The sequence below is a fragment of the Bacillus sp. FSL W8-0640 genome, from assembly GCF_038007725.1.
GTDB lineage: Bacteria > Bacillota > Bacilli > Bacillales > Bacillaceae_G > Bacillus_A > Bacillus_A cereus.
On record NZ_JBBOXT010000001.1, the window covers coordinates 3271226 to 3295129 of the forward strand.

Genomic DNA, 23904 nt, shown 5'->3' on the forward strand with positions numbered 1-23904 from the left:
TTATTATTTTCAATCCATTTTCCTAATAAATGAATGGATTTTATTCATATAATTTGAGGTGGTATCGTTGGTTTTTAAAAATAGAAAGCTTATTTTCAAATCAAATGAAAAAGAGGTAAAATTATAGATATTCATGTAGAAATTTCGTTTTGGGGATACTTAAAATCTTAAGGTGATGGGCATGTGGTGTTACACTTTAAAAGCTTTATAAAATTTATAGATATAGCGATTTTCTTTATTAATAATCATTTGTATGTACGTTTACTCACACACATACAAATGATTTATAAAGCTACAATTAAGTGAAAACATCTTTTCCGTTACGATAACATCATAGCCATGTCTTCTGCTGCATTTGTAATTAGTTTTAAACCAAATGTTTCTTGTAATACATCAAGCACGCCAGGTGAAATAAATTCAGGAGCCTTTGGACCGATGCGAATATCTTGAATCCCAAGACTAAATAGCCCGAGTAAAATGGCAACCGCTTTTTGTTCAAACCATGATAGCACAATACTTACTGGCAATTCATTCACTTCACATTGGAAAGCATCAGCTAAAGCAGCCGCTATTTTCACTGTAGAAATTGAATTATTGCACTGTCCTAAATCAATGTAACGCGGAATTTCCGTACCAGGTACAACACCGTAATCCACATCATTAAAGCGGAATTTCCCGCAAGAAGTTGTTAAAATAACCGTTTCTGGCGGAAGTGACGTTGCTAATTCACGATAATATTCTCCGCCTTTTCCCGGTGCATCACAACCGGCGATAACAAAGAAACGCTTTATTTTCCCCTCTTTTACTGCATCAATAATTTCTGGAGCTAATGATAATACTGTATTATGATGAAACCCTGTCACTAACTGTTCATCCGACTCCATATGTACTTCTGGAAGTTCTAGTGCTTTTTGAATTAATGGTGTAAAATCATCATTTTCAATTTTTTGTACACCTTCTAAACCTGCAATGTCATATGAAAAGAATCGATCAGAGTACGAGCCTTTAATTGGCATAACACAGTTCGTTGTAGCTAATATGGCACCAGTAAATTTTTCAAAAAGGCGTCTTTGATCATACCATGCCTTACCGATGTTTCCTTTTAAATGTTTATATTTTTTCAGCTGCGGATATCCGTGTGCTGGTAGCATTTCAGAATGCGTATAAATATTAATGTCTTTTCCTTCTGTTTGCTTTAATAGTTCTTCTAGTGCAAATAAATTATGACCCGTAACTACAATTGCTTTACCTTCTACACGATTTTGTGTAATTTGTACAGGCTCTGGCACACCAAAATGATTCGTATGTGCCTCATCTAATAATTCCATCACCCGTAAAGCTGATTTCCCCACTTTCATAGCCATATCAATATGCTCTTGTTCGTTAAAGTTAGAATTTGTTAATGTCATATATAAAGCTTCTTGTGTTGTAGCATCTACAAATGCATCCGTATATCCTAGCTGAGCAGCATGTGTGCGATAAGCTGCAATTCCTTTTAGCCCAAACACAATCGTATCTTGTAAACTCGCAATCGTTTCATTCTTGCCGCACACACCCATTACTTTACATCCGCCTGCTGGCGTTTGTTCACATTGATAACAAAACATATCATCCCACCCTCTCCCAATCATTCATTACACCTTAAGCATAATACCCATTGAAAAAAAGTGATGTGATATCAATCACAATAATATATAAAGATTTGTGACAGTTCATATTGTTGACATAATATTTTTATTGACACTAAAAAATATGCATTAGTGTACACACATCTTTCGATACTTTTAAATAGCTAATTAATTTGGAGAAATATATACAACGAAAAAAATTTTTGAATCAAATGTACAAATAGTTGCAATTCATCACATATGAAAATAGACATAAAAATACGCTCTTCTTTCTATCATTCAATAGAAAGAAGAGCGTATTTGTCATTTTAAGGAACTATCATTTTTTATTAAAGTCTTTATTGTAAACCTTTTTATTTACAATACATTTACATTATCTTAACATTACTTACATTATTTATATGATATATTTATATAGAAGCTACTTAAGAAATTTCATATACATTTTATCTTTATGATCTCTTATCTAATCAATAAAAAGATCATGTTATATTTTTATAACAGGGGTGAATTACGATGACTGAAACTTTAAAAACACTTATAATGCTTGATGCTACTTATGTTGTTATAGCAATTATGACAGTACTAGTATTTGTATACTTGGAATTAAAATCTCAGTAATATATGCTGACGTAATCAACAGATTCAGCATTTAAATATAGTTAGAAGAAAGAGAGGAGAAAATTATTTCTCCTCTCTTTTGTATTTCTACAATTTCTTATTTTAATAAATCCAATGTATGTAAAAGTAATCCTTTGTTCCCTACTTCTCCATGACCAGGCACTACTACATTTATATTTCTATATCGCTTCAGCACATTCTCAATCGATGTAGACCATTCATTTACATAAGCATCCGCAACGTTTCCTAAATCTTTCGCGGACGTAGATTTCACTAAACAGCCTCCAACTAAAATATTGTATTGCGGTAACCATACGACAATATTATCTTCTGTATGCCCTTTCCCTGGATAAAATGTTTCTACTTTCATATTTCCAAACTTCAAATTTGTAACGGTTTGTAAATCTCCAAGCGGTTCTTCATATCCATTTTTCTTTGCTAGTTCTGCAGTTAATGCTGTACTATGCGCTTTAATGCCTCTTTCTTTCAACGTTTTTATTCCGCCAATTCGATCAGCGTGCGCATGTGTAATAATGACATCCGTTACGCGCTTCTGAAATTTCTTTTCTACCATTTCTATTAGTTCCTTCGTTAATTTGTCATCCCAAGAAGAATCCACAAGTACTAACCCTTTAGAAGTATTAAGAACTAGACCGTTCGAAGGAACTGCTTCTCCATTAAAAGAACCTAACTCCGTATGAACCCATACATTCTTGTTTAACTGAGATATTGAAATGGTTCCCGTCTCATTTTTTATTACTGTTTTCTCTACCTTTTGTGATGCTTGTACAGAAGAAATTGTGCTAACAAATTGAATTGTTCCTAGTAAACCTACACATAATCCTACTTTTAACAACGTATTCTTTTTCATGTTATCAACCCTTTCTTTCAAGCTAAATAGTTATTACCTATATTAGACAATTCATCTCAAATGTTTGTTCCATATAATTGGACACTTTATTATCGCCCCTTATGTAAATACACGCATGGCGCAGTGAAAAAGATCACCCAAATGGATGATCTTTTTTATAATTTATCAACATATTGCTTCGCTTCTAGTAAGGAAAAACCAAAAGCTTCTCTTACTCTCTTAACTGCTGTAACTTTTTTGCCTTCTTCTACAAGCTGGCGTAGTTCTTTATTAATTTCAGGTTCTCTTTCTACAATTCTCATTTCTTTCGTAATTAATTGTAATCTATCTTCAATTCTCTTTAAACGCGCATCATTTTTCTTTTCAATTGTAGCTAATTTTTCAGCGATATAAATGAAACCAAAGGCTAATATCAGTATAACCATCCAGAATTCCATGAATGTTCCCCCTTACTAACTTTCATTTATTTTATTTCACTAACTTATGTAAATTTTACCACAGGACACATTTACTGTATAATACCACTATATCAAACTGTTAATACAACCTATTATTTTAGGGGGACGCTTTATGAAAAGATTTTTAAATACGTTACTTCAATTTGTAGTTCTTTCAATCGTGCTACATTTATTATTTGATATAGTTGGTTGGCTTGTTCTCAATGCAACAATTAAAAACAAACAAATCATCATTTCTTTAATAACAATCTCATGGGTTATGTACATGTACCGAGACAAATTTTTTCAAAAGTTCACTTCAAACTAACTAAAAAAGAAAACACTTCATTGGTGAATTACGAAGTGTTTTCTTTTTTTTACTACTGTATAATAAAAATAATATTCTGTCTTTAAAGAAAGGAGTCACCATGAACTTAAAAATTAGCAATATATACGAGAAAATGAACCAATATTCCGTTGCAGGTTTAAGCCTCGCTGTTATACGTAATGGCAAACTAGATGAAGCGACTGCCTTTGGAACACTTGAAGCTGGAACAACTAGAGCTGTTACTACAAATTCTCTCTTTAATTCTTGCTCTATCAGCAAATTCATCACTACAATGCTCGTACTAACATTATCAGAGCAAGGTATCGTATATTTAGATGAAGACGTAAATGATAAACTCACATCTTGGAACATTCCTACCAATCTATTTACTTCACAAAAAAGTATCACTTTGAGAAACTTATTAAGCCATCAATCTGGACTCATTGATCCACCTAATAGTTTTGAACATTATACACCTGCAAAAGGATTACCTAATATGTCTGAACTCCTTTCCGGTAAAACACTATATTGCCCCGTACCTATAGAAGTAGCTTATAAACCAGAAAGTGAATTTCATTACTCGGACGCAAACTTTTGTATAATCGAGCTACTACTAGAAGATATTACAGGAAAATCATTTAATCAGTTATTAGAAGAACATATCTTCCAGCCACTACAAATGAAAAATAGTACACTTTTCTCTCCAAAAGACATAGATAAAACCGATGTTTTTGCTTGCGGACATAATAAAGATAGAACTGTAACAAATGAGAGATTTCCATTTTATCCATTCGCAGCTGCTTCAGGCATTTGGACAACACCAACTGACTTATCAGCTTTAGTCATTGAAATCATTCATTCCTTACAAGGAAAGGGCAAACTAAAACTTTCTCAAAAATTTGTACTAGACATGATTTCTCCTCAAGGTTGCTCAAAATGGACTGGATTAGGTGTTTTTCTAGATGATTCTAATGAAGAATTACAGATTTATTCACTCGGATGGGGCGTCGGATTTCAATGTATGATGGTTTGTTATCCATACTGCGGGAATGGTGCTGTTATTATGACCAATTCCGATTTAGGTGTTCATCAAATGGAAGGGATCATTGGTGAGGTTGTAAAAACGTTATCCTAATAATGAAAATAAAGAAGCTGTTCCTTCCAGCTTCTTTATCTATATAACATTTTTCGCAACAATTTTTATATGTTCTGGTGCGATAATCTCCGTTATACTTTCTTGGAAATCTTCCCGCAACATTTCTTCCAAATGTTCTAACTGCACTTCAACATGTGTGCATTCTAAATTATGTATATTTAACAGTGCATAATGATCTTTTTTCTTAATTACTAAATATTGATTTTCCTCTGTCACAAGTACAGAACCTAATCGGACTCCTAATAAGCGTTGATCATCAAACTTCATAATTACTTCTCCTTCCCTCATATAAACAAAACTAAAATGAAAATAATTACATTTATGGAAAAACACACTTATTTAGACTATATCATAATTTACTAAAATAGAAATATCTTTTTCTGTTTCAATAAAAATCCCTATTCTTTCATATATTTCGATACAAAAAACTTTCTCAACATTAAATTTGAATTTTCAGTTTTTAATTCCGTAAAAATCTATTATAATAAAGTTAATAAATGTTTGACCTCTCCTAATTCATGTACATATGGATGATCAGTAGTTATCGCTACTGATCTATTTTTTTGATTTCAGAAAGTACATACGCTGCATCCTTTCCTACACCACAAATAAGTGCGGAACCCCTTTGAGATTGCCATGGTAAACCGATATAATACAATCCTTTTACTGGACTGATTCCCTTTATATGATTAGGAAATCCTTTCTCATTCACTGCCTGTTCAATTTCAATCCAATTATAATTTTGAACAAAACCAGTTGACCATAAAGTAAACGCTCCTTCATTCTACCTCCCCAGTCTTTAGCGCCTGTGCCCAGTCATATCTTTCTTGTTGAACAGCCAATCTAGCAGCTTCTTCCCAATTATAAGGAACTGAAATTTGTTCAATTGTCCATTCTCCCAAAACCTTTTCTATCACTACATATTTTGCATGCGGAGTTCCTGATTCCATTTTATGCATAACAGGTAACTCATCTTTGTATGCTGGAAGTCCTACACTTCCTGGATTTATAATGATCTTTCCGTTCGCTAAATAAACAACTCTAGGAATATGTGTATGACCACATACTATTATTTTTTGTTCTATATTTTGGAGTTGATCCATTATATTTTTTTCATTCTTTAATATTGCACCATTCTCATTCATCTCTTCTAACAAATACACTTCATCTGAAGTTGGCGTACCGTGACAACATAACATATCGTCTACAATAAATTGTGAAGGATGTTGTTTTAACCAACCTATATGATAATTTGTTAATTGATTTTGAACAAAAGTTAGTGTAGCAGATTGCTCTTGTATAGGTTCCCAAAGCATGCGATCACAATTACCTTTAATATGTATCATCTCGCTACTCATTAATATTTCAATTGTCTCTAAAGGCTCTAACGGCCCATACACACTATCTCCTAGATTTATTATCATTTCGACCTTGCGACGTGTAATATCTTTTAATACCGATTTTAAAGCGTGACTATTTCCGTGGATATCTGAAATTATAGCTATTTTCATCTTAATCCCTACTTTAATATATTATTTATAAACATCTGCAGCCAATTCCCTCAAAACTTCTACATTCACTACTTCAAAACAACCATTGTTTTTCTTGATTATATTTTTATCACAAAAGAGATTCAAAGTACGTAATAAATGCCGATAACTCGTTCCTAACAACTCCGCTATTTCCGTTAAATTCCCACTAAACACAATTCTATTTTCATGCTGAACTGCTCGTTCTCCTGCTGCTAACATGTAACTCGCAAGTCTATTTTCAAGCGGATACAATAAATTAATTGTACTGTTTTTGGAAAGTCGGTTTAATTTATGTGCCAATGATCCGCAAATACATCTTAAAAATTTCGCATCATGAAATAGCTTATTTCTCACCTTTCCTAAAGGTAAACCCACACAATACGAATCTGCCATCACTTGTACGTTTGAAGTGATTCTTTGAGAATGAATTAACTCCACATCTCCAAGTAACTGCAAACTATCGTAAAAACATAATAATACCGATTTCCCGTTACTTAATGTGTTAAACGCTTTCGCTTTTCCTTCAACAAAGAAATATAAATAATCTATCTCTTCATTTTCTCTACAAATAAACTCATTCTTTTTAAAAAATATAAGTTCCATATATGGCTTCATATCATGACTAAAAAATGAATCAATATTATTTTGCTTTATATACTCTGCTAATTTAATAGAATTACATACTTTCTTCATAGTTCCCCACCTTTACAACTCATCCCCATTGTAATCAAAATTTTCTTCTTCCACTATGACATATGTCATAACAATACACAATTTCAGCATGATACAGTCATTACAAATATGAAATATAAAGGGGATATTACATTGTATAACTTTCTTTCTGTCTTTATTGGTGTGCTCATCGCCGTTATGCTTCCATTAAACGGAATTTTATCCGAGTTAATTGGAAAGTATACAGCAAGCGTTGTCATTCACCTTGTCGGTTTAATTGCAGTTATTTTCGTTTTAATCTTAAACAAACATAAAATTCATTTCGATAAAGGTATTCCGCTTTTTTTATATAGCGCTGGAGCGATTGGAGTATTCACTGTTCTTTTTAATAATATAAGTTTCTCCGTCCTTGGTGCCTCTATTACGATCGCATTAAGTTTACTCGGCCAATCCATTGCTTCCATCATTATCGATCATTTCGGCTTATTAGGAATGAAAGTTGCAAAGTTTGAAAAGAAAAAACTAATTGGATTATGTTTCATCTCTTCTGGAATTATAATCATGACAATTTATTAATGGGGGCAAGAAAATGTTATATATTACGATCGCTATTTTAGCTGGTGTTTCTATCGTTGTTGCTAGAATTATTAACGCGAATTTAGCAAAGGAAATTGGAAACTGGGAAGGCACGTTTTTCAATTATATTACTGGATTATTTTTCTCTATGTTATTTTTAATTTTCAGTTCAGATTCATTGTATATCCCTATTCATACGTTGCAATCTATTCCTATCGCCGTGTACTTAGGCGGATTAGTAGGCGTTATCGTTATTTCATTATCCAACTATATTACTCCTAAAATATCAGCCTTTTATTTAACATTACTCATCTTTATCGGACAATTATTTGCGGGGACTATTATTGATTTCTTCCTGACAAATGAACTCTCGATCGGGAAAGTTATCGGTGGCATTTTCGTATTAATTGGGCTCACTTACAATTTACTCATAGATCGCCCGATAAAAACTGTGAAGCATAACCAAGTTCAACTATAATACTTTACGCTTACCTATCATATATTAATAGAAAAGCTCTTCACACGAAGTAATAGAGAGGAGAAAATCCTATTAAAAAAATTATTTTATTGCTAGGCAGCGTATTGATTATTTGTGGAATTGTATGGTTTATAAACTCGGGAAAATCTATTCAAGATCTCTATACTGCAAACAAACCGAAAAAGAAAGCTACTATTATTTCAAGCTCGCGAGATCCAAATGAGCCCCCTGTTTTTTTAGGAAAGCAGGAAATAAAAGATATACATGTAGAATCAATTAAAACAAAAAAGGATATCTTTCTCACAAAAACAGATGAATTAAAAACATTTATTAACAGTATGAATACCGCAAAAAAAGGCAAATTAACATTGGATGAAGAAGGATCAGATTTAATAGATTGTGATATGTGGATTACTTTCGAGGATGGAACTTATAAAAAATATTTCATATGGATAGTTGATCATCACAGCAGCGAAGTGATGATTGCGCAGCAAGATACTCCTGATGATGTAAACCTTACGTACTATCAGTTAAACGAAGATAGTTCACAAAAAGTTTATAATTTATTTAAAAAAATTATTTAAACGAAAAAGTCATGAGCACGCGAACTCATGACTTTTTTGCACTATATATATTCCGGGAACACTCTACAACCCTTTTCCTGCTCTATATCATGACCAAAGAAAATAATTGGTTTCTCTTTTTTCACAACTTCTTTTAAACGTTTAATTGAAGATAAAGCTAATTCTGGATCAAATCCTGCGAACGGCACTTCATCTTCAAAATTATCTTTCGTGTATGATGCATCAATCGTTAATAAAACTGAACCAGATTGCTCCGTCTCAATGAATAGCGACTGATGGCCTGGAGAATGACCTGGCGTATACAATAATTGAACACCTGGTACCACTTCATAATCCCCTTCAATAATTTTGTAGTTCAAATGCGGTAATATACATTCTTTCATATATTCTTCTCTATGAAGTGCTGCCTCATATTCCGTTCGCTGCACAATAATCGGTGTATTTGTAAAAGCACCGTTTCCTCCTGCATGATCAAAATGTAAGTGAGAGCTAATAATATATAAAAGGTCGTCTGGCTCATACCCTACACGCTTTAATATAGTCACGATTCTATCTTCTTCAGTCATTTTCGGTAAAATCTGTCCTTCAACAAATGTACCGTTAAAAAGCCCTTCATTATTAACTGCACTTTCTGGCATACCTGTGTCTACTAAAATAGGACCTTCTTCCGTCTCCAAAAGATAACACCACACCGGCAAGTTTAATAGTTTTCCCGGTGTTAACGTACTGTTAACAGACGAATGATCCAACATGCAACGACCTGCTGGGATGAAATAAAGTTTCTTTACTGTCATTATGTATCCACCTTTACATTTAGTTTTGGATAAAGTAATACAGTAAAAAATTCTTCTTTTTAGAAATAAACTCCTTCTAGACTATCAGTACAGCTTGCATAAAAAAGAGGGTATTTTTTTACATAGTAGTATTTCACCATCTATAATATAGAAGTAAAGAATTCTTACTTTAAATGAAACATTAACACCGATTAACGCTGAAAACTTAAAAAAAGCACATGCACTACTTGAAAGCGGGCACACCATTGGGAAAATCGTATTAGAGAAATTTTAATCATGATAGTGATAGGTAGTATGTGAAATTATATTAACGATTTTTCGAATATATCTATCACAAATCAAATTATATCAACGATTCGACAAGGTATATCGATTTATCGACAAATAACAACAATAAGAAAAGGCTGTTCCAGATGAACAGCCTCTTCTTTATTTACTTGAAATCTCTTTATTATTTTGAACGTCTAACGGAGCTCGCTTTCCTATTCCGAAAGCATAGAAACTAATTGTAACGATAGCTAAGAAAATAATACCTACAACTAATGAAATGCGTGTATCATCGTTAAACCACATTCCGATTAATACCATAATTAAAAAGGCAATTGTTAAATAGTTTGTTACAGGAGCAAATGGCATTTTGAACGGATGATCTTTCATCTCTGCTCCCTTTTCTTTCCTAAAACGAATTTGACTAATTAAAATGACGAACCATGGTACCATACCAGGAAGTACACTCGCACTATATACATATACGAATAAGTTTTTCGGTGCGATATAACTTAAAACAACACCAACCGCTAAACCGATAATTACACCAACTGTACCGAATAAAGGTACACCATTTCCAGAAAGTTTCGTGAAATATTTCGGTGCTTGTCCATTTACACCTAACGTATACAGCATACGTCCAGCACTATAAATACCACTATTACAACCAGACATTGCTGCTGTAATAACAACGAAGTTAATAAGGCCAGCTGCTGCCGTAATACCAACCTTCGCAAAAGTTGCTACGAACGGGCTACCAATTGTACTTAATTGATCCCACGGATACACAGTTACAATAACGAAAATAGCACCGATGTAGAAAATTAAAATACGCCAAATTGTACTTTGAATCGCTCTTGTAAGTGTCTTCTTTGGATCCTTCGCTTCACCAGCAGTAATACCGATTAATTCCACACCTTGATACGCTCCAACTACAAGTGATAATGCAAAGAAGAATCCTGAAAAACCACCTGTAAAGAAACCGCCATTTGACCAAAGATTAGATATGCCAATCGCTTCTCCGCCGTTACCAATTCCGAAGAAAATAAGGCCAAATCCTGCAATAATCATTAATAGAATCGTAACGATTTTAATCATCGCAAACCAAAATTCAAATTCACCAAATGACTTAACAGAAATTAAGTTAGCTGCACCAAGAATAACCATTGCAATTATACCTGGTATCCAAGCTGGTAAATCCGGGAACCAATATTGCATATACGCTCCAACCGCGATAATTTCTGACATCCCAACGATAACCCACTGGAACCAGTTACTCCACGCTGTCATATAACCAGCTAGTGGATGAATATACTTATGACCGAATGTCGCAAATGAGCCTGTACTTGGCTCCATATACAACATTTCTCCCATGGCACGCATGATGAAGAAGATGAAAATACCTGCAATTGCATAAGCAAGCATTACTGACGGACCTGTCCATTTAATTGTGCTGGCTGATCCCATAAACAAACCAACACCAATCGTTCCGCCTAAAGCAATCATTTGAATATGACGTGCTTCTAAACCTCTTTTCAATTCTTTGTTTGCCACTTCACTTCCCCCTCTTAGATGATTCATAGCCGTATTTTAACACAAGATGCTTTCCCCTAATTCCTTTCGGCCCTGAAAATGATGAAGCAAACGTCATTTTACACTAGCTTTAAAGCTATCCTAAAATCGTTTTGTGCTCCTAATAAAATTCTCAAAACCTTTCATCTTCCAATATTCTATAAATCTTAAAATTACTTACCTTATATTAATTCATTAATCTGAAAAATTCAATTATTTTTTCAATAAATTATTATACATAAGTCTGATTAATTTTTAACTAAATTAACAATAAAATACATCTATTCAATATGATTCCGGCATGTATATTATTACAATATAAATAACCGAGGAGATGCTATCTTCCTCGGTTTCATATCTCAAATACTTCAACCTTTATAGTTGATAACGTAATTTCCCACACATTCGATTCATATACCAATAAGAAATTTAATATATTAATAAACTACTAACTTCTTTACCCCAGCCAAATTTTGAGGCAGAAACCTTTCTGCCTCAAAACAACGGGATAAAATATAAAAGAGTCTCATTAAAAAATGAGACTCTTTTACAATTTCATATTTAAATCGATTTCGAAGTTTGCTTACCAAAGATAAATACCCTAGTAAACACTGCCATTATAACTACAATAACTAGAAAATAAAGTGGCATCACCAGTAACGAGCCCGTATGCAATTGACTCATTCCCCAAATTGTCATCGTTACAATTACATAGTATCCTAAGCTAAACAACGCTCCAGCTGTACCAATGACATCTTGAAAATCTACTAACGCTAAACTTAAACAATTAGGTAACGCTACTCCAATTCCTAATAGCAATATAAACATCGCTATTAAAAATACAATCATATATATTATATTTGCATTTAATCCAACTGAAGTAATAATAGATAAAGCGACTGCTCCCCCTGTCATTACGAGACAACCGATATATATAATTTTCTCTGGTTTATAAGTAGCAAGTAAACGTTTTGAAATTTTCGCTCCAACAATAGAAGCAGACGCTACAACAATTCCTAGAAAGCCATACATACTAGGCGATAACTGAAAGTATTCAATAAAGATAAACGGCGCTTCTGCATAATAGCTAAATAAAACACCATTTGCTCCTCCAATTAACAGCCCATACGTTACCACTTTTGGATTTGTAATTAACCTCTTCAAGACTGAAAATACATTTATTTTATTCGTTACTGAGCCCGTTTTTGTTTCAGGAAGAGAAACAAACGTATACAGAAAAATACCGATACTCATAACTACTAAACTTAAAAATACTATTTTAAATCCAAACATTTGATCAAGAAAGCCACCAATTAACGGTCCTATCGCTGGTGTAAAAGCAATGACTGCCGAGATTTGAGCAAACATAACATGCCTCTTATGCCCTTCTACACTTTCACGAAGAATCGTTTGCGTCACAACTGATCCTGCACTTGCTCCAAACGCTTGAATAAAACGACTTACCAATAAAACTTCAATGGAATTTGCAATAAAGCACAAGAAACTCCCAGCGCCATATACGACAATTCCAAATAACATTGCTGGGCGACGGCCAATTATATCTGATAGCCATCCAATAAAAAATACACCTAAAGCAAATCCAGCAAAATACACACTAAGCGTTAACTGCACCTCATTATTACTTACATGTAACGCCTTTGAAATGTCAGGTAACGACGGTGTGTAAATCGTTTCACTAATTTGCGGAAATGCGACAAGAACAATCATTAACAAAAGTGATGGTACTGAGACTTTTTTCATTTTTCATACCCTCCTATAACTTTGAAAATCTCAGAAGTAAAAAGACTTTCCTAAGCTACGGAACAGGAGGGGCCATTATAGAAATCCGGTCATAAAACAACAAAGAAAACACCTCAATTACGTATGTTAATACTTATAGGAGGGTAATATTAACATCGATTTTTAAATATACTTTTTCAATTATATTACATATTGCGTTTCTTTTACTAGTGCTCAACCTTGGAGGATTGTTAAAAAGATAACTTGATGCATTCACCTTTTTATGGCATAATTAGAAATATTTTGAATTCATAAACTTAATTATTAAACGATAGACTAGCATATTTTAATGTCACAAGCTTACAAACAGGAGGACTTTCGTAATGATTGAAATTTTAAGGACAGTATTAAACTTTCTAATTTCTCTATTCTCAGGAGAATTACCAATTGTATATTATGTATGGATTATTAGCCTATTCCTAATTCAAATAACCCAATCTACTCTAAACTATAAACTCTTTAACAAGAAAGACAATTTGAGCACTTATATATCGGAAGGATTACTTGCTTTTATTATTTTATTGTTTGGAGGAATATTAGTATCTAAGTTACTTGCTTACATAATAGACGATCCTACTATTAGTATGACGAATTTAACACATTATTTTGTTTCTCTTATCATATTAACTATATTTGTTGTAATAACCTGTGTTAAAGACTTTATAGAAACATCTATAAAGAATAAAAATATCTCTCTTTTTAGCTTTTTGGTAATTTCCTTCATAACAAGTATACTTTCATTCAAGTTTTTATCACCTTTAATTGAAGGTTCTTTTTCTCTTTCTAAATCTTTTATAACTACTTTAATCATTCTAGTAACTATATCAATCCCTCTATTAATTTCCTTAGAGGATAAGTATGCAGACGAAAAGGAAACGGAAAATTTATAGTTTCTCATTTACATAAAGAAAGAGGGAGTTCCCCTCTTTCTTTTATATCGTCCTATTTCACAAGACTAAATCATTCCTTTTAATATTAATCCTAAAACTGACATTATTATCGCGCTAATAATAATTCGCAAAATCCAAGTAGTGTTTGTACTTATTTTTTCTAATTGCTTATTGATTGTTGCTATGTCTTTCTCATTAATAGTGGTACGCGTTTCTAAATTTCGAATGTCTCTCATAATTTCTTTTTGCTCCGCCTTGAGATTGTCAATTTTAGCGTAAACATCTTCCATATATTCACACCCTCTGTTCATCTTAATAGAAAAATCTATATATATTATGAGACAACCCTCTTACCTGTGAATACATTGCGTATATCCGCGTACCAAATTTTTTGTACAATCTAATTGAATTACTCACATGTTTCCATTCTTCTATTTATAAATTAGCGTTGAGATACATTAAAATTAGAAAAGGAATCCCTTGTTTATTTAACAACAAACAAGGTGCAATCCAACATTCGGGAGCACCTACGATAATTTCTATTGTTTTCATATTTACAACTCCATATAATCAGTATGATTTTCTGAAGAAGCCAATTTTTGAACTGCTTAAAGTATACTAATATGAATACGAAATAGCTGTATTGATAAACTCTCTAGAACAATAAATATACTGGCTGAAACGGATCTATATCCAATATTTTTTCCAGTAACATGAATGGTTATTTCTGATAAATGCGTTTGTACATCATTGTTTTCAAAAATTTCATCCTCAACCTTTACAATATCTGCTTCACAATCTACTTCTTTAAAAGTTTTCAATAATTTTGTTTCCAATAAACTACAATCAAAGCTCTCATCTTTTATTACGGCAAATTTAACCTTCATATCGATTTCCCCATTTTTAACAAACTAAAATCACTAAATCAATATAAATATATATTATTCTATTAAATAATTCAAAATATACGCTTCTTATATACATTATTAAAAATAGGTTCTAAAGAATTAAATGAAAAAAGAAATTACATATACAAATCCCCTCTTTCAACCAATCAATATAGAATTCCCTTATGCCCAATGATTAAAATCTTTTCATATTAAAGCCGTAGATTCTAAGGACTTTTTGTTTTTATATTGATAAGTCATTTCTTGAATTTTGTATCATCGGAATTAATAATATAGTAAAACAAATTAAATATTAGGCGTTCAACTAATCTTTCATATAATTCGTCTCTTAATTATTTTGCTCATTGCGCTTTTTTATTTTCCTCACTATTTCAACTAAACTTTGTGTAATAATACATATTTCAAATACATTATTTCCTTTCACTCATACTTTTATCATTGAGTTTTTATTCACAAATTCGTAACACATACATATGAGTTATCATGCTAAAATTAGTTTATTCACAAGAAGAAGTTCTTCTTAATAAATCAATCATTTTTAATACCCTGTTTAAAGCCTTGCCCCCCTGCAAGGTTTTTTCCTATTTAAATAGAGTAGTAGTTTTCGTTATGCTTCTCTCCCCCTTGTTCCTTACCCTACAAATAATACTTCATATTTATTTTAATTTTTCAGCATCCGTACTCGCTCTGTTCGAGAGCTCTTTACCAAATATTCAATCTAATGATAAGATTGACCAAATTAATATTTTCGTCCATAACTGTATCAAAAAGTACACTAAAGAAAAAATAGCACTCTCACAATTAAGTAAACGCGAGCTTTTTCTTCTATCTACTTACTATTTAAGGTTAATAGTGATATAACCAGATTTAAAAATTCGACTTAAATTCATTGATGAATGGAGAGGTTTATATGAAATTGAAAGACAAAGTAGCAATCATAACTGGTGGTGCAAGTGGAATTGGCGAATCTACTGTTCGTCTTTTTATCGAAGAAGGTGCAAAAGTAGTTATTGCTGACTTTTCTGAACGTGGAAAAGAACTATCAGATGAATTGAATGCACATGGATATAATACGTTATTTATTAAAACTGATGTAACAAAAGAGGCAGATATTAAACAGCTAATTCATGAGACAGTAAGTACATACGGTAAATTAGATATTATGTATGCCAATGCCGGCGTTGCTGATGATGCACCAGCAAACGAATTATCCTATGAAAAGTGGAAAAGAACTATTGATATTAATTTGTCTGGGGTATTCCTTTCTGATAAATATTCGATTGAACAATTCCTTAAACAAGGTACAGGTGGTGTCATCGTTAACGCTGGTTCAATTCATAGTTTTGTTTCATTACCTACCCCAACAGCATACTCCTCTGCAAAAGGTGGTGTGAAACTATTAACTCAAAATTTATGTACTGCCTACGCTAAATATGGAATACGTATTAATGCGGTGTGCCCCGGTTATATTGACACCCCTTTACTTGGTAGTGTTAATCCTGAACAGAAAGAATATTTAGCTTCACTTCATCCACAAGGCAGACTTGGAACACCAGAAGAAGTCGCTAAAGCTGTCTTATTTTTAGCAAGTGATGATGCTAGTTTTGTTAACGGTACAACACTTCTTGTTGATGGAGGCTATACTGCACGTTAATTTAAAAATTTTGAAGCACCCTAAGAAATATATAGTCTTCAACAAGAAAAAGCGCCATCACAAGTGACGGCGCTTTTTCTATGTAAGAGCAACTAGAAGGTATCCTTCTAGCCTACTCCCATTTATAAGTCCAAAACTGTTCAAGTTGCAGCCATTTTAATGTTGCTGCATCTTTGTTTTTTATTTTTGCATGCGTGTCTTCAAGCATTGCTTCTGTTTGTGAACGGTGCGCACCTAATGCAGTTAATTTATGATCAAATACTTCACTAATGTTATTTACAACATCCGGTTCTCCTAATACTGCTTCACGATTTTTCGTAATCGCAACAGCATGGATAACTGGGCGCTCTTCTTTTGGCATACGTGATACAGCGCGAACGACAGCGCGGCCAAATGCATTATGATCTGGATGTACACCGTGCTCTGGATAAAATGTAATAATTCGAGATGGATTTACTTCTTGAATAATTGCTTCAATTTTGTCAGCAACGAAATCAACATCTTCAAATTCTAACGTTTTATCATGGAAGCCAAGCATTCTTAAATCTTTAATACCCATCGCTTCACAAGCATCTTTCAATTCTTTCTTACGGATATGTGGAATCGTTTCACGGTTAGCGAATACGTTCTTACCCATGTTACGTCCCATTTGTCCTAGAGTACCACATGCATACGTTACAGGTACTCCTTGATCTGTTAATAAGCGAATTGTTCCTCCCGCAGCATATGCTTCATCATCTGGATGCGGAAATACAACAAGTACATGTCTCTCCATAAGTTTCCCTCCTTCTTACTTAAATGGTGTTAAGCTTAACTCAAGTGCAACTGCTAGACGACCTAAATTATCATGTCCAGCTAATAATAAACGCTCTTGATCGTCTACTTCCCAGTGCGTAATACCTTCAGCATATACCCAACCGTGATCCATTTTCAAACCAACTCGGTATGGATTTGTTCCAGTTATCTTCCCGCGTTCAAAACGGATAATCGCATTTCGAATGAAAGCACCAACTGTCATCATCTTTTCATTTATGTGTGATGCATACGCTCCGTTTGTCGTTTCTAAATGAATATATACATCTTTATTTACAAAACGTTCAATTTCATTTTGAATAAGAGAACTATCTTTTACTATTTCCATCGGAATTCACCTCTTTAAACCATTTTACGCAAAAATAATGTAAATTGCTATCTCTATATTAGAGGACAACGCTCACTTTTCCTAATAATTTGCACTGTGTTTTTTATATTTTTTATATGATATGTAAAAAATACATTTTTTCCTTCACTTTGTTAAATAGTTTTCTTTCTTTTTTGAATTTGCTACAATATATTTTATCCCGTATTATTGCAGCGAGATACATTTCGACAATTGAATACATAATTTAAAGAAGGTGACATGATTGGAACAGTCAGCACATGAAGTAGCAAATTGGCAATATTATTTTGCAATTGCCGTATTTTTAATCACGTACGGATTTATTATTTCTGAGAAATTGAATCGTGCTGTAATCGCACTATTCGGTGCTGCTATTATGATTATTTTTGGAGTTGTAGATTTACATACTGCTTTCACATCACATATTCAATGGGAAACGATTACCCTTTTAATTGGGATGATGATTCTCGTACATATTACGAGTCAATCAGGCGTCTTTGAATTTGTGGCCATTAAAGCGGCAAAAGCAGCTGGTGGAAAACCGATTCGCATTTTATTATTACTATCCCTATTAACTGCTTTCGGATCAGCATTTTTGGACAATGTAACGACTGTTTTATTAATCGTTCCTGTTACATTATCCATTACACGTATTTTAAAAGTAAATCCTGTGCCTTATTTGATTTCAGAAGTGCTGTTTTCAAATATAGGCGGAACAGCAACATTAATCGGTGATCCACCTAATATTATGATTGGATCAGCAAACAAGCATTTAGACTTTAACGCCTTTTTACTTAACTTAGCTCCAATCGTAATTATTATTTCTATCGTGACACTTGGCATCATTTACTTCATGTATCGTAACAAACTAAAAACAACACCTGAACAAATCGAAAAACTAATGGCATTAAACGAAAAAGATTACATTAAAGATCAAAGCCTCCTTTTAAAATCTATTTCGATTTTAGGACTAACTATTTTAGGCTTCGTACTTCATTCGATTATTCATGTAGACGCTGCTGTTATCGCGATGACAGGCGCTACACTTCTTATGTTAATCGGCGTGAAAGAACATGATATTGAAGATGTATTTGCCCATGTTGAATGGGTAACCATTTTCTTCTTCGCCGGATTATTTGTTCTCGTTGGCGGGTTAATTGATATCGGACTTATCTCTTCACTTGCAAGAGAAGTAATCGACGTAACAAACGGTGACATCGGATTCGCAGCTATACTTATTTTATGGGTATCTGGCATCGCATCTGCGACAATCGACAACATCCCATTTGTCGCAACGATGATTCCTCTTATTCAAGACTTAGCTACAGGACTCGGACTATCTGTCGATTCTCCGCAAATCGAAGTACTATGGTGGGCGTTATCTCTTGGAGCTTGCTTAGGAGGAAATGGAACACTAATCGGTGCATCTGCAAACGTAGTCGTTGCTGGTATTGCAAAACGTGAAGGACATGGCTTCTCTTATATGGACTTCTTAAAAATTGGTTTACCATTAACTATTGTTGCACTCTTGTTATCACATGCTTATATATATTTACGTTATTTAATGTAAAAGTTGTATTGCATGAAATTATATCGTCAAATACAAAAGGTTTGCAGCATCCGTGCTGCAAACCTTTTTTCATCACCAAAATATACCGATAATTGCTAAACCACCTAAAATCATACCACCAATTTGTCCGACAATTGTTGGTGATAATTGAACACCTTTTCTCACTTCAACAACTGGTCTTTCGTGCCTTAGTTGCTGCACTTCACTTTGAAGTTGGTGCACACTTCCGTGTAACTCTTTAATAAGTTCTTTTAATTCGGCGACCTCTTCATTTACTGGTTTTGCCTTTTCTAAATTCATTTTACATGACTCCTTATAAATTCAATCAACACACTGTAAATTTTCGCCAATTACCATTATATCTCCTGCATACTACATATATAATTTCGAATGTACTTTCTAACCTTGCAGCTCTATCCATTCATCCCGCAATATCCCCATAATCATACGGTCAAAACACTTCCCATCTCTTTGAACCGCTTCTCTCATACAGCCTTCCATTTGAAAACCCATCTTTTTATACAATGCAATGGCAGGTTTATTATACGAAATAACATCGAGACCGATGCGGTGTAAATTCAATTCATAGAAAGCATACTTTAGAATAAGATGTATTGCTTCTTTCCCATATCCTCTTCCTCTATCATTCGCATCTCCTATACCAATGGCTAATAAACCTGTTTTGTTATTCCACTCTATACCATGAATCGCCACAAAACCAATTAAGCGATCTTCTTGAACTGTCCTTACCATGAAAGAAACACTATTCGATCTCCGTCCTTTTAATAACTCATCACTTGCTATTTCTTGTAACGATTGCGGAAACGCTACATCTGTATCGACATTTCTTAAATACTCACTATCCTCTTGCCACATAACCATTACTACAGCATCTGATTCTCTAATAGCGGATAATTTTACAATTTTATTTTGAAAAAGATTCATCGTCATTTCAAACTCCCCCTTTTTTAATAACGGGGATACTTATTTTAGCCTATTTATCCCCTTGTTCCATAAACTGCTTTATAAACGGGATACTTACAATAAGCGCTGACATTGGCACATCTCCTCTACACGAAATTAATTTCATTGTATAATTTTTCGTTTATTCTAACAATAATAAAAAGCCCTCCAAATTTAGAGGGCCTTTCCTAATAGCAAAACTATATTATTTCGTAAACATTTTCTCTGCTTCATCCATTGCCATTTTGTTACCTAAAGCAGAATAGTCAAGCCATGGTTGGTCATTGATAATATATACATGCTTGCCTTTAACAGCTTTTAAGTCTTTCCAAATTGGTGTTTCTTGAAGTTGTTTAAATGCAGCTTTTGCTTTATCATCTCTATTTACAACAACGAAAATCGCATCTGCATCAAAGTCAGGTAATACTTCTTGTGAAATGACTTCGAAAGGACGTTTTCCATTGATTTTCTCTACACCATTTGCAGGTTGTAATCCTAAGTCTTGGAATAAAATTGGTCCCATCGGTCTTTTCGTACTAAATACACGTAATTCTTTTGCAGTAACGCGAATTGCCATTACTTTTTCGTTATTACCTAGCTCTTTATCTATTAAACCTTTTACTCGTTTTGATTGCTCTTCGTAATCTTGAATATATTGATCCGCTTCTTTCTCACGGTTTACAAGTTTACCAACTTGTTTTAAATGGTCTCTCCATGTACCTTCATCTAAATTGAAAGTATGCGTTTTTGCAATTTTTTCGTATTTCGCTACATCTTTACCAGCATATTTTTCATCAACATAAATGTCAGTTGGCTTTAATTGAAGTAACGCTTCCATATTCGGATCTGTTACAACACCAAGCTTCTTCGTATCTTTCAACTTCTCTTTAGCGTGCGGTAAGAAATCTTTTAAATCTCCACCAATAACAGAACCTACTGGTGTAATTCCTAATGCAAGTAAATCATTCGTTAAATGAATAGACATAGAGGCGATTTTTGGGTCATTACTTTTTTTCGTTTTTTTCGTTGCCTCTTCATTAGATTTCGTTTGACCACATGCTGCTAGTACTAAAATACACATGATGCTAAATAAAATAGTAAGTTTCTTTTTCATATGTTCTCCTCTTTGAAGTATTTATTTTGTTTTTGTAAGTAAATAAAGAAAATACGGCGCTCCTAAAGCTGCCACTACTACACCAGCTGGAATAGAGTTTGGCTCAAATATAGAACGACCTATCGTATCTGCTAGCACTAAAATAATCATTCCGATAATGCCAGCTAGTGGAAGGAAATGTTGATACGTAGTACCTACTAACTTTCTTGCAATATGCGGAGCAACTAAACCAATAAAACCAATCCCTCCTGCCATCGATACACTCGCGCAAGATAATCCAACCGCTGTAGCTAAAAGGAGTAACCGTTCTTTTTGAACAGAAACACCAAGTCCCGCTGCCACACTATCACCGAGTGACAATGCATTTAACGTTTTAGATTTTAGCCATGCATACGGAGTTAGTATGAAAATCCAAGGTAATAATGCAAGGACATGAATCCAATCCCTTCCCCACACGTTACCAACTAACCATCTAGAAGCGAATGTATATGTCTCATCATTTAACTTGAGAGAGAAAAATAACGAAATTGCACTAAAGCCAGCTGAAACCGCAATACCAACGAGAATAAGTCTAATGGGAAGTAAACCTTTTGATCGATCACTCGCAAGTAAAATAATAAGAAATGCAGCTAATACTCCTCCGCCAAATGTAAATAACGGTATTAATATCGATGCATTCTCATTAATAGAATGAAAGAAAGTAACGAATATAATTAGCCCGAAAGATGCACCTGAATGCAGTCCAAGAATACCAGGATCGGCCAACGCATTCCTTGATAACCCTTGCAAAATCGCACCGGAAATCCCAAGGCCAATACCAGCTAACATTGTGATTATAATTCTTGGCATACGATAATCGTACAGCACGGTTGCACTCTCAAAATCACCATGACCGAAAAGCGTTTGAATTACTTTGAGCGGTGCAATGCTAAGTGTCCCCGTATTTAAGCTAAGCAAAATGACAGCGATACTAATACAACCAAATATTGTAGTTATAGTAACGGCTCTCGTTTTATCTGTGTTTAAAATCTTCTTCACTTACAACTCCCTCCCAACTTTACGTGCTATATAGAGGAAGAACGGAACTCCAACAAGAGCCACCATAATTCCTATCGCCAGTTCTTTAGGAGGGTTTACTGTTCTTGCCCCTAGGTCAGCTAAAACTAATAACATAGCACCTAATAATGCTGACATAGGAATAATGAGTCGATAATTCACACCAACTAATTTTCTAGCAATATGCGGGATAACTAGTCCTACAAATCCAATAGAGCCAACAGCTGAAACAGATACACCTGCAAGAATGACTACTATAATCATCCCTAGTATTCTCGTTCGGTTCGTTTTTACTCCTAAATTCGTAGCGACATCATCCCCCATTGATATGAGTGAAATAGACCGCCCTAAAATTGTCGCAAAAACAATTGTTATGAGAATAATAGGAACTAAAAATTTCAAGTGTTCCCACTTAACCCCTGCAACACCACCAGCGTACCAAAAAGCTAAATCTTGACTTAAGTCATAATAAATCGCGACACCTGAACTTAACGAATGTAAAAGCGCAGCCATAACTGCCCCAGCGATCGTTAATCTCATCGGTGTTAATCCGCCTGATGTGGCCGATCCGATAATAAAAATGAGTACTGTACTTAAGACCGCTCCAATAAAGGAGACAATCATTAAATAGGAATACGGCATATGCGGAAAAAAGGCAAAACTAAGTGCTACTACAAACATCGCACCTGCATTTATGCCAAGTACACCTGCATCAGCTAAAGGATTTCGTGTTACTCCTTGCATAACAGCCCCAGCGACCGCAAAAGCCGCTCCTACAACTGCTGCGCCAATTACCCTTTGGAGCCTTAATTCGTAAATGATTTGATGCTGCGTTAATTTCGGATTGTAATCAAAAACCGCTGTCCACACCGTTTGCAAATGAATATCCTTTGCACCAAATGCGACGGCCAAAAATATAGATCCAATTAAACATATAATTGTTAAGCTCATAAAACATATGAACTTAATATGTATCCAGCGGTTATTGCCAGCATGTATAGTAGACTTATGTAACATGTTTCATTTCATCCTTTATATGCAGTTGTTTTTTATAATTATTTTTAATTTATAATCATTACTGATAATAATTATCATTTTCATTTAGATATTATATCCTCACTTTTTTTAAATAGCAAACTATTTTTTTACTTCGTTAAATATTAAAATAATTATTACAATTCCCTTCCAAAACTTACAAATACACGCAAAATAGAATACTAGCTTATTTTTAAAAGTGTAGTATACTTAATCATTATTTTGAGTTTTCAAATAAA

General features: G+C 33.7%; 26 protein-coding genes and 2 pseudogenes. 9 read left to right on the forward strand and 19 right to left on the reverse strand.

Annotation, left to right across the window (positions count from 1 at the left end; genetic code table 11):
- Nucleotides 1-320: 320 nt before the first annotated feature.
- The 3 genes from hcp to N2V80_RS16915 all read right to left on the reverse strand — a co-directional run bounded on the left by hcp (nucleotide 321) and on the right by N2V80_RS16915 (nucleotide 3557).
- On the reverse strand, nucleotides 321-1607 hold the full coding sequence (hcp, locus tag N2V80_RS16905) for a hydroxylamine reductase (protein WP_016512509.1): 1287 nt from the start codon (nucleotides 1605-1607) through the stop codon (nucleotides 321-323).
- Between the two features lie 739 nt (nucleotides 1608-2346).
- The gene (bla2, locus tag N2V80_RS16910) at nucleotides 2347-3120 is read right to left on the reverse strand and encodes a BcII family subclass B1 metallo-beta-lactamase (RefSeq protein WP_044584721.1); all 774 of its coding nucleotides are present in this window, start codon (nucleotides 3118-3120) and stop codon (nucleotides 2347-2349) included.
- Between the two features lie 155 nt (nucleotides 3121-3275).
- Complete coding sequence (locus N2V80_RS16915) at nucleotides 3276-3557, reverse strand: hypothetical protein (protein ID WP_061654639.1); 282 nt, start codon at nucleotides 3555-3557, stop codon at nucleotides 3276-3278.
- Between the two features lie 133 nt (nucleotides 3558-3690).
- Here N2V80_RS16915 and N2V80_RS16920 point away from each other — a divergent pair, with 133 nt between their 5' ends.
- Together N2V80_RS16920 and N2V80_RS16925 are read left to right on the forward strand one after the other, a co-directional pair.
- Nucleotides 3691-3885: a hypothetical protein gene (locus N2V80_RS16920; RefSeq protein ID WP_025117965.1), complete on the forward strand. Its 195-nt coding sequence runs from the start codon at nucleotides 3691-3693 to the stop codon at nucleotides 3883-3885.
- A 100-nt stretch (nucleotides 3886-3985) separates the two neighbouring features.
- Nucleotides 3986-5020 (forward strand): serine hydrolase domain-containing protein, encoded by a 1035-nt coding sequence (locus N2V80_RS16925; RefSeq protein ID WP_061654640.1) that lies wholly within the window; start codon nucleotides 3986-3988, stop codon nucleotides 5018-5020.
- A 39-nt stretch (nucleotides 5021-5059) separates the two neighbouring features.
- Here N2V80_RS16925 and N2V80_RS16930 read toward each other — a convergent pair whose 3' ends face one another.
- The 4 genes and pseudogenes from N2V80_RS16930 to yeiL form a co-directional block, all read right to left on the reverse strand.
- Complete coding sequence (locus N2V80_RS16930) at nucleotides 5060-5308, reverse strand: hypothetical protein (protein WP_000666948.1); 249 nt, start codon at nucleotides 5306-5308, stop codon at nucleotides 5060-5062.
- 280 nt (nucleotides 5309-5588) lie between these two features.
- Nucleotides 5589-5807: pseudogene (locus tag N2V80_RS16935) on the reverse strand (oxidoreductase); the annotation flags it as partial.
- Between the two features lie 13 nt (nucleotides 5808-5820).
- The gene (locus tag N2V80_RS16940) at nucleotides 5821-6552 is read right to left on the reverse strand and encodes a metallophosphoesterase family protein (protein WP_061655006.1); all 732 of its coding nucleotides are present in this window, start codon (nucleotides 6550-6552) and stop codon (nucleotides 5821-5823) included.
- Between the two features lie 21 nt (nucleotides 6553-6573).
- On the reverse strand, nucleotides 6574-7266 hold the full coding sequence (gene yeiL / locus N2V80_RS16945; RefSeq protein ID WP_000754824.1) for a transcriptional regulator YeiL: 693 nt from the start codon (nucleotides 7264-7266) through the stop codon (nucleotides 6574-6576).
- A 108-nt stretch (nucleotides 7267-7374) separates the two neighbouring features.
- Here yeiL and N2V80_RS16950 point away from each other — a divergent pair, with 108 nt between their 5' ends.
- The 3 genes from N2V80_RS16950 to N2V80_RS16960 all read left to right on the forward strand — a co-directional run bounded on the left by N2V80_RS16950 (nucleotide 7375) and on the right by N2V80_RS16960 (nucleotide 8883).
- The gene (locus tag N2V80_RS16950) at nucleotides 7375-7821 is read left to right on the forward strand and encodes a DMT family transporter (protein WP_002103413.1); all 447 of its coding nucleotides are present in this window, start codon (nucleotides 7375-7377) and stop codon (nucleotides 7819-7821) included.
- A 13-nt stretch (nucleotides 7822-7834) separates the two neighbouring features.
- Complete coding sequence (locus N2V80_RS16955; RefSeq protein ID WP_000965812.1) at nucleotides 7835-8299, forward strand: DMT family transporter; 465 nt, start codon at nucleotides 7835-7837, stop codon at nucleotides 8297-8299.
- An 89-nt stretch (nucleotides 8300-8388) separates the two neighbouring features.
- Nucleotides 8389-8883 carry a hypothetical protein gene (locus N2V80_RS16960; protein ID WP_061655007.1) on the forward strand — a complete coding sequence of 165 codons (495 nt, stop codon included), beginning with the start codon at nucleotides 8389-8391 and terminating at the stop codon, nucleotides 8881-8883.
- Nucleotides 8884-8924: 41 nt separating this feature from the next.
- Here the strand turns inward: N2V80_RS16960 and aiiA are convergent, their stop codons facing one another.
- Nucleotides 8925-9677 carry a quorum-quenching N-acyl homoserine lactonase AiiA gene (gene aiiA, locus N2V80_RS16965; RefSeq protein ID WP_000216595.1) on the reverse strand — a complete coding sequence of 251 codons (753 nt, stop codon included), beginning with the start codon at nucleotides 9675-9677 and terminating at the stop codon, nucleotides 8925-8927.
- Between the two features lie 166 nt (nucleotides 9678-9843).
- Between aiiA and N2V80_RS16970 the strand changes: the two are divergent.
- Nucleotides 9844-9951: pseudogene (locus N2V80_RS16970) on the forward strand (zinc-binding alcohol dehydrogenase family protein); the annotation flags it as partial.
- 155 nt (nucleotides 9952-10106) lie between these two features.
- Here the strand turns inward: N2V80_RS16970 and N2V80_RS16975 are convergent.
- Nucleotides 10107-11498 carry an amino acid permease gene (locus N2V80_RS16975; RefSeq protein ID WP_001284405.1) on the reverse strand — a complete coding sequence of 464 codons (1392 nt, stop codon included), beginning with the start codon at nucleotides 11496-11498 and terminating at the stop codon, nucleotides 10107-10109.
- A gap of 579 nt (nucleotides 11499-12077) precedes the next feature.
- Nucleotides 12078-13277 carry a multidrug effflux MFS transporter gene (locus N2V80_RS16980; protein WP_061655008.1) on the reverse strand — a complete coding sequence of 400 codons (1200 nt, stop codon included), beginning with the start codon at nucleotides 13275-13277 and terminating at the stop codon, nucleotides 12078-12080.
- A 362-nt stretch (nucleotides 13278-13639) separates the two neighbouring features.
- Here N2V80_RS16980 and N2V80_RS16985 point away from each other — a divergent pair, with 362 nt between their 5' ends.
- Nucleotides 13640-14206, forward strand: coding sequence for a DUF5823 family protein (locus N2V80_RS16985; RefSeq protein ID WP_061655009.1), 567 nt, complete (start codon nucleotides 13640-13642; stop codon nucleotides 14204-14206).
- A 65-nt stretch (nucleotides 14207-14271) separates the two neighbouring features.
- Here the strand turns inward: N2V80_RS16985 and N2V80_RS16990 are convergent, their stop codons facing one another.
- Nucleotides 14272-14496: a hemolysin XhlA family protein gene (locus N2V80_RS16990; RefSeq protein ID WP_000390458.1), complete on the reverse strand. Its 225-nt coding sequence runs from the start codon at nucleotides 14494-14496 to the stop codon at nucleotides 14272-14274.
- A 318-nt stretch (nucleotides 14497-14814) separates the two neighbouring features.
- The gene (locus N2V80_RS16995; protein WP_000865018.1) at nucleotides 14815-15093 is read right to left on the reverse strand and encodes a hypothetical protein; all 279 of its coding nucleotides are present in this window, start codon (nucleotides 15091-15093) and stop codon (nucleotides 14815-14817) included.
- A gap of 931 nt (nucleotides 15094-16024) precedes the next feature.
- Between N2V80_RS16995 and N2V80_RS17000 the strand changes: the two genes are divergently transcribed.
- Complete coding sequence (locus N2V80_RS17000) at nucleotides 16025-16768, forward strand: SDR family NAD(P)-dependent oxidoreductase (RefSeq protein WP_000768017.1); 744 nt, start codon at nucleotides 16025-16027, stop codon at nucleotides 16766-16768.
- Nucleotides 16769-16880: 112 nt separating this feature from the next.
- On the opposite strand, the gene bshB2 is transcribed toward N2V80_RS17000, so the two are convergent.
- The gene (gene bshB2, locus N2V80_RS17005; protein WP_000439483.1) at nucleotides 16881-17543 is read right to left on the reverse strand and encodes a bacillithiol biosynthesis deacetylase BshB2; all 663 of its coding nucleotides are present in this window, start codon (nucleotides 17541-17543) and stop codon (nucleotides 16881-16883) included.
- A 15-nt stretch (nucleotides 17544-17558) separates the two neighbouring features.
- Nucleotides 17559-17909, reverse strand: a complete 351-nt coding sequence (locus tag N2V80_RS17010; protein ID WP_000407045.1) for a YojF family protein — start codon at nucleotides 17907-17909, stop codon at nucleotides 17559-17561.
- Between the two features lie 262 nt (nucleotides 17910-18171).
- Here N2V80_RS17010 and N2V80_RS17015 point away from each other — a divergent pair, with 262 nt between their 5' ends.
- Nucleotides 18172-19497 (forward strand): ArsB/NhaD family transporter, encoded by a 1326-nt coding sequence (locus tag N2V80_RS17015; RefSeq protein ID WP_061655010.1) that lies wholly within the window; start codon nucleotides 18172-18174, stop codon nucleotides 19495-19497.
- A gap of 72 nt (nucleotides 19498-19569) precedes the next feature.
- Here the strand turns inward: N2V80_RS17015 and N2V80_RS17020 are convergent, their stop codons facing one another.
- From N2V80_RS17020 to N2V80_RS17040, 5 genes are all read right to left on the reverse strand, one after another.
- Nucleotides 19570-19797, reverse strand: a complete 228-nt coding sequence (locus tag N2V80_RS17020; RefSeq protein WP_001047304.1) for a hypothetical protein — start codon at nucleotides 19795-19797, stop codon at nucleotides 19570-19572.
- Between the two features lie 99 nt (nucleotides 19798-19896).
- On the reverse strand, nucleotides 19897-20448 hold the full coding sequence (locus tag N2V80_RS17025) for a GNAT family N-acetyltransferase (protein WP_000178468.1): 552 nt from the start codon (nucleotides 20446-20448) through the stop codon (nucleotides 19897-19899).
- A gap of 217 nt (nucleotides 20449-20665) precedes the next feature.
- Complete coding sequence (locus N2V80_RS17030; protein ID WP_000728198.1) at nucleotides 20666-21574, reverse strand: iron-hydroxamate ABC transporter substrate-binding protein; 909 nt, start codon at nucleotides 21572-21574, stop codon at nucleotides 20666-20668.
- Between the two features lie 21 nt (nucleotides 21575-21595).
- Nucleotides 21596-22612, reverse strand: coding sequence for a FecCD family ABC transporter permease (locus N2V80_RS17035; RefSeq protein ID WP_061655011.1), 1017 nt, complete (start codon nucleotides 22610-22612; stop codon nucleotides 21596-21598).
- Nucleotides 22613-23647 carry a FecCD family ABC transporter permease gene (locus N2V80_RS17040; protein ID WP_061655012.1) on the reverse strand — a complete coding sequence of 345 codons (1035 nt, stop codon included), beginning with the start codon at nucleotides 23645-23647 and terminating at the stop codon, nucleotides 22613-22615.
- Nucleotides 23648-23904: the final 257 nt, after the last annotated feature.

Bases quoted from the DNA above. Each gene is read 5' to 3' on its own strand.
- hcp (WP_016512509.1), bottom strand. From the start codon at position 1,607: ATGTTTTGTTATCAATGTGAACAAACGCCAGCAGGCGGATGTAAAGTA.
- bla2 (WP_044584721.1), bottom strand. From the start codon at position 3,120: ATGAAAAAGAATACGTTGTTAAAAGTAGGATTATGTGTAGGTTTACTA.
- N2V80_RS16915 (WP_061654639.1), bottom strand. From the start codon at position 3,557: ATGGAATTCTGGATGGTTATACTGATATTAGCCTTTGGTTTCATTTAT.
- N2V80_RS16920 (WP_025117965.1), top strand. From the start codon at position 3,691: ATGAAAAGATTTTTAAATACGTTACTTCAATTTGTAGTTCTTTCAATC.
- N2V80_RS16925 (WP_061654640.1), top strand. From the start codon at position 3,986: ATGAACTTAAAAATTAGCAATATATACGAGAAAATGAACCAATATTCC.
- N2V80_RS16930 (WP_000666948.1), bottom strand. From the start codon at position 5,308: ATGAAGTTTGATGATCAACGCTTATTAGGAGTCCGATTAGGTTCTGTA.
- N2V80_RS16940 (WP_061655006.1), bottom strand. From the start codon at position 6,552: ATGAAAATAGCTATAATTTCAGATATCCACGGAAATAGTCACGCTTTA.
- yeiL (WP_000754824.1), bottom strand. From the start codon at position 7,266: ATGAAGAAAGTATGTAATTCTATTAAATTAGCAGAGTATATAAAGCAA.
- N2V80_RS16950 (WP_002103413.1), top strand. From the start codon at position 7,375: ATGAAATATAAAGGGGATATTACATTGTATAACTTTCTTTCTGTCTTT.
- N2V80_RS16955 (WP_000965812.1), top strand. From the start codon at position 7,835: ATGTTATATATTACGATCGCTATTTTAGCTGGTGTTTCTATCGTTGTT.
- aiiA (WP_000216595.1), bottom strand. From the start codon at position 9,677: ATGACAGTAAAGAAACTTTATTTCATCCCAGCAGGTCGTTGCATGTTG.
- N2V80_RS16980 (WP_061655008.1), bottom strand. From the start codon at position 13,277: ATGAAAAAAGTCTCAGTACCATCACTTTTGTTAATGATTGTTCTTGTC.
- N2V80_RS16985 (WP_061655009.1), top strand. From the start codon at position 13,640: ATGATTGAAATTTTAAGGACAGTATTAAACTTTCTAATTTCTCTATTC.
- N2V80_RS16990 (WP_000390458.1), bottom strand. From the start codon at position 14,496: ATGGAAGATGTTTACGCTAAAATTGACAATCTCAAGGCGGAGCAAAAA.
- N2V80_RS16995 (WP_000865018.1), bottom strand. From the start codon at position 15,093: ATGAAGGTTAAATTTGCCGTAATAAAAGATGAGAGCTTTGATTGTAGT.
- N2V80_RS17000 (WP_000768017.1), top strand. From the start codon at position 16,025: ATGAAATTGAAAGACAAAGTAGCAATCATAACTGGTGGTGCAAGTGGA.
- bshB2 (WP_000439483.1), bottom strand. From the start codon at position 17,543: ATGGAGAGACATGTACTTGTTGTATTTCCGCATCCAGATGATGAAGCA.
- N2V80_RS17010 (WP_000407045.1), bottom strand. From the start codon at position 17,909: ATGGAAATAGTAAAAGATAGTTCTCTTATTCAAAATGAAATTGAACGT.
- N2V80_RS17020 (WP_001047304.1), bottom strand. From the start codon at position 19,797: ATGAATTTAGAAAAGGCAAAACCAGTAAATGAAGAGGTCGCCGAATTA.
- N2V80_RS17025 (WP_000178468.1), bottom strand. From the start codon at position 20,448: ATGACGATGAATCTTTTTCAAAATAAAATTGTAAAATTATCCGCTATT.
- N2V80_RS17030 (WP_000728198.1), bottom strand. From the start codon at position 21,574: ATGAAAAAGAAACTTACTATTTTATTTAGCATCATGTGTATTTTAGTA.
- N2V80_RS17040 (WP_061655012.1), bottom strand. From the start codon at position 23,647: ATGTTACATAAGTCTACTATACATGCTGGCAATAACCGCTGGATACAT.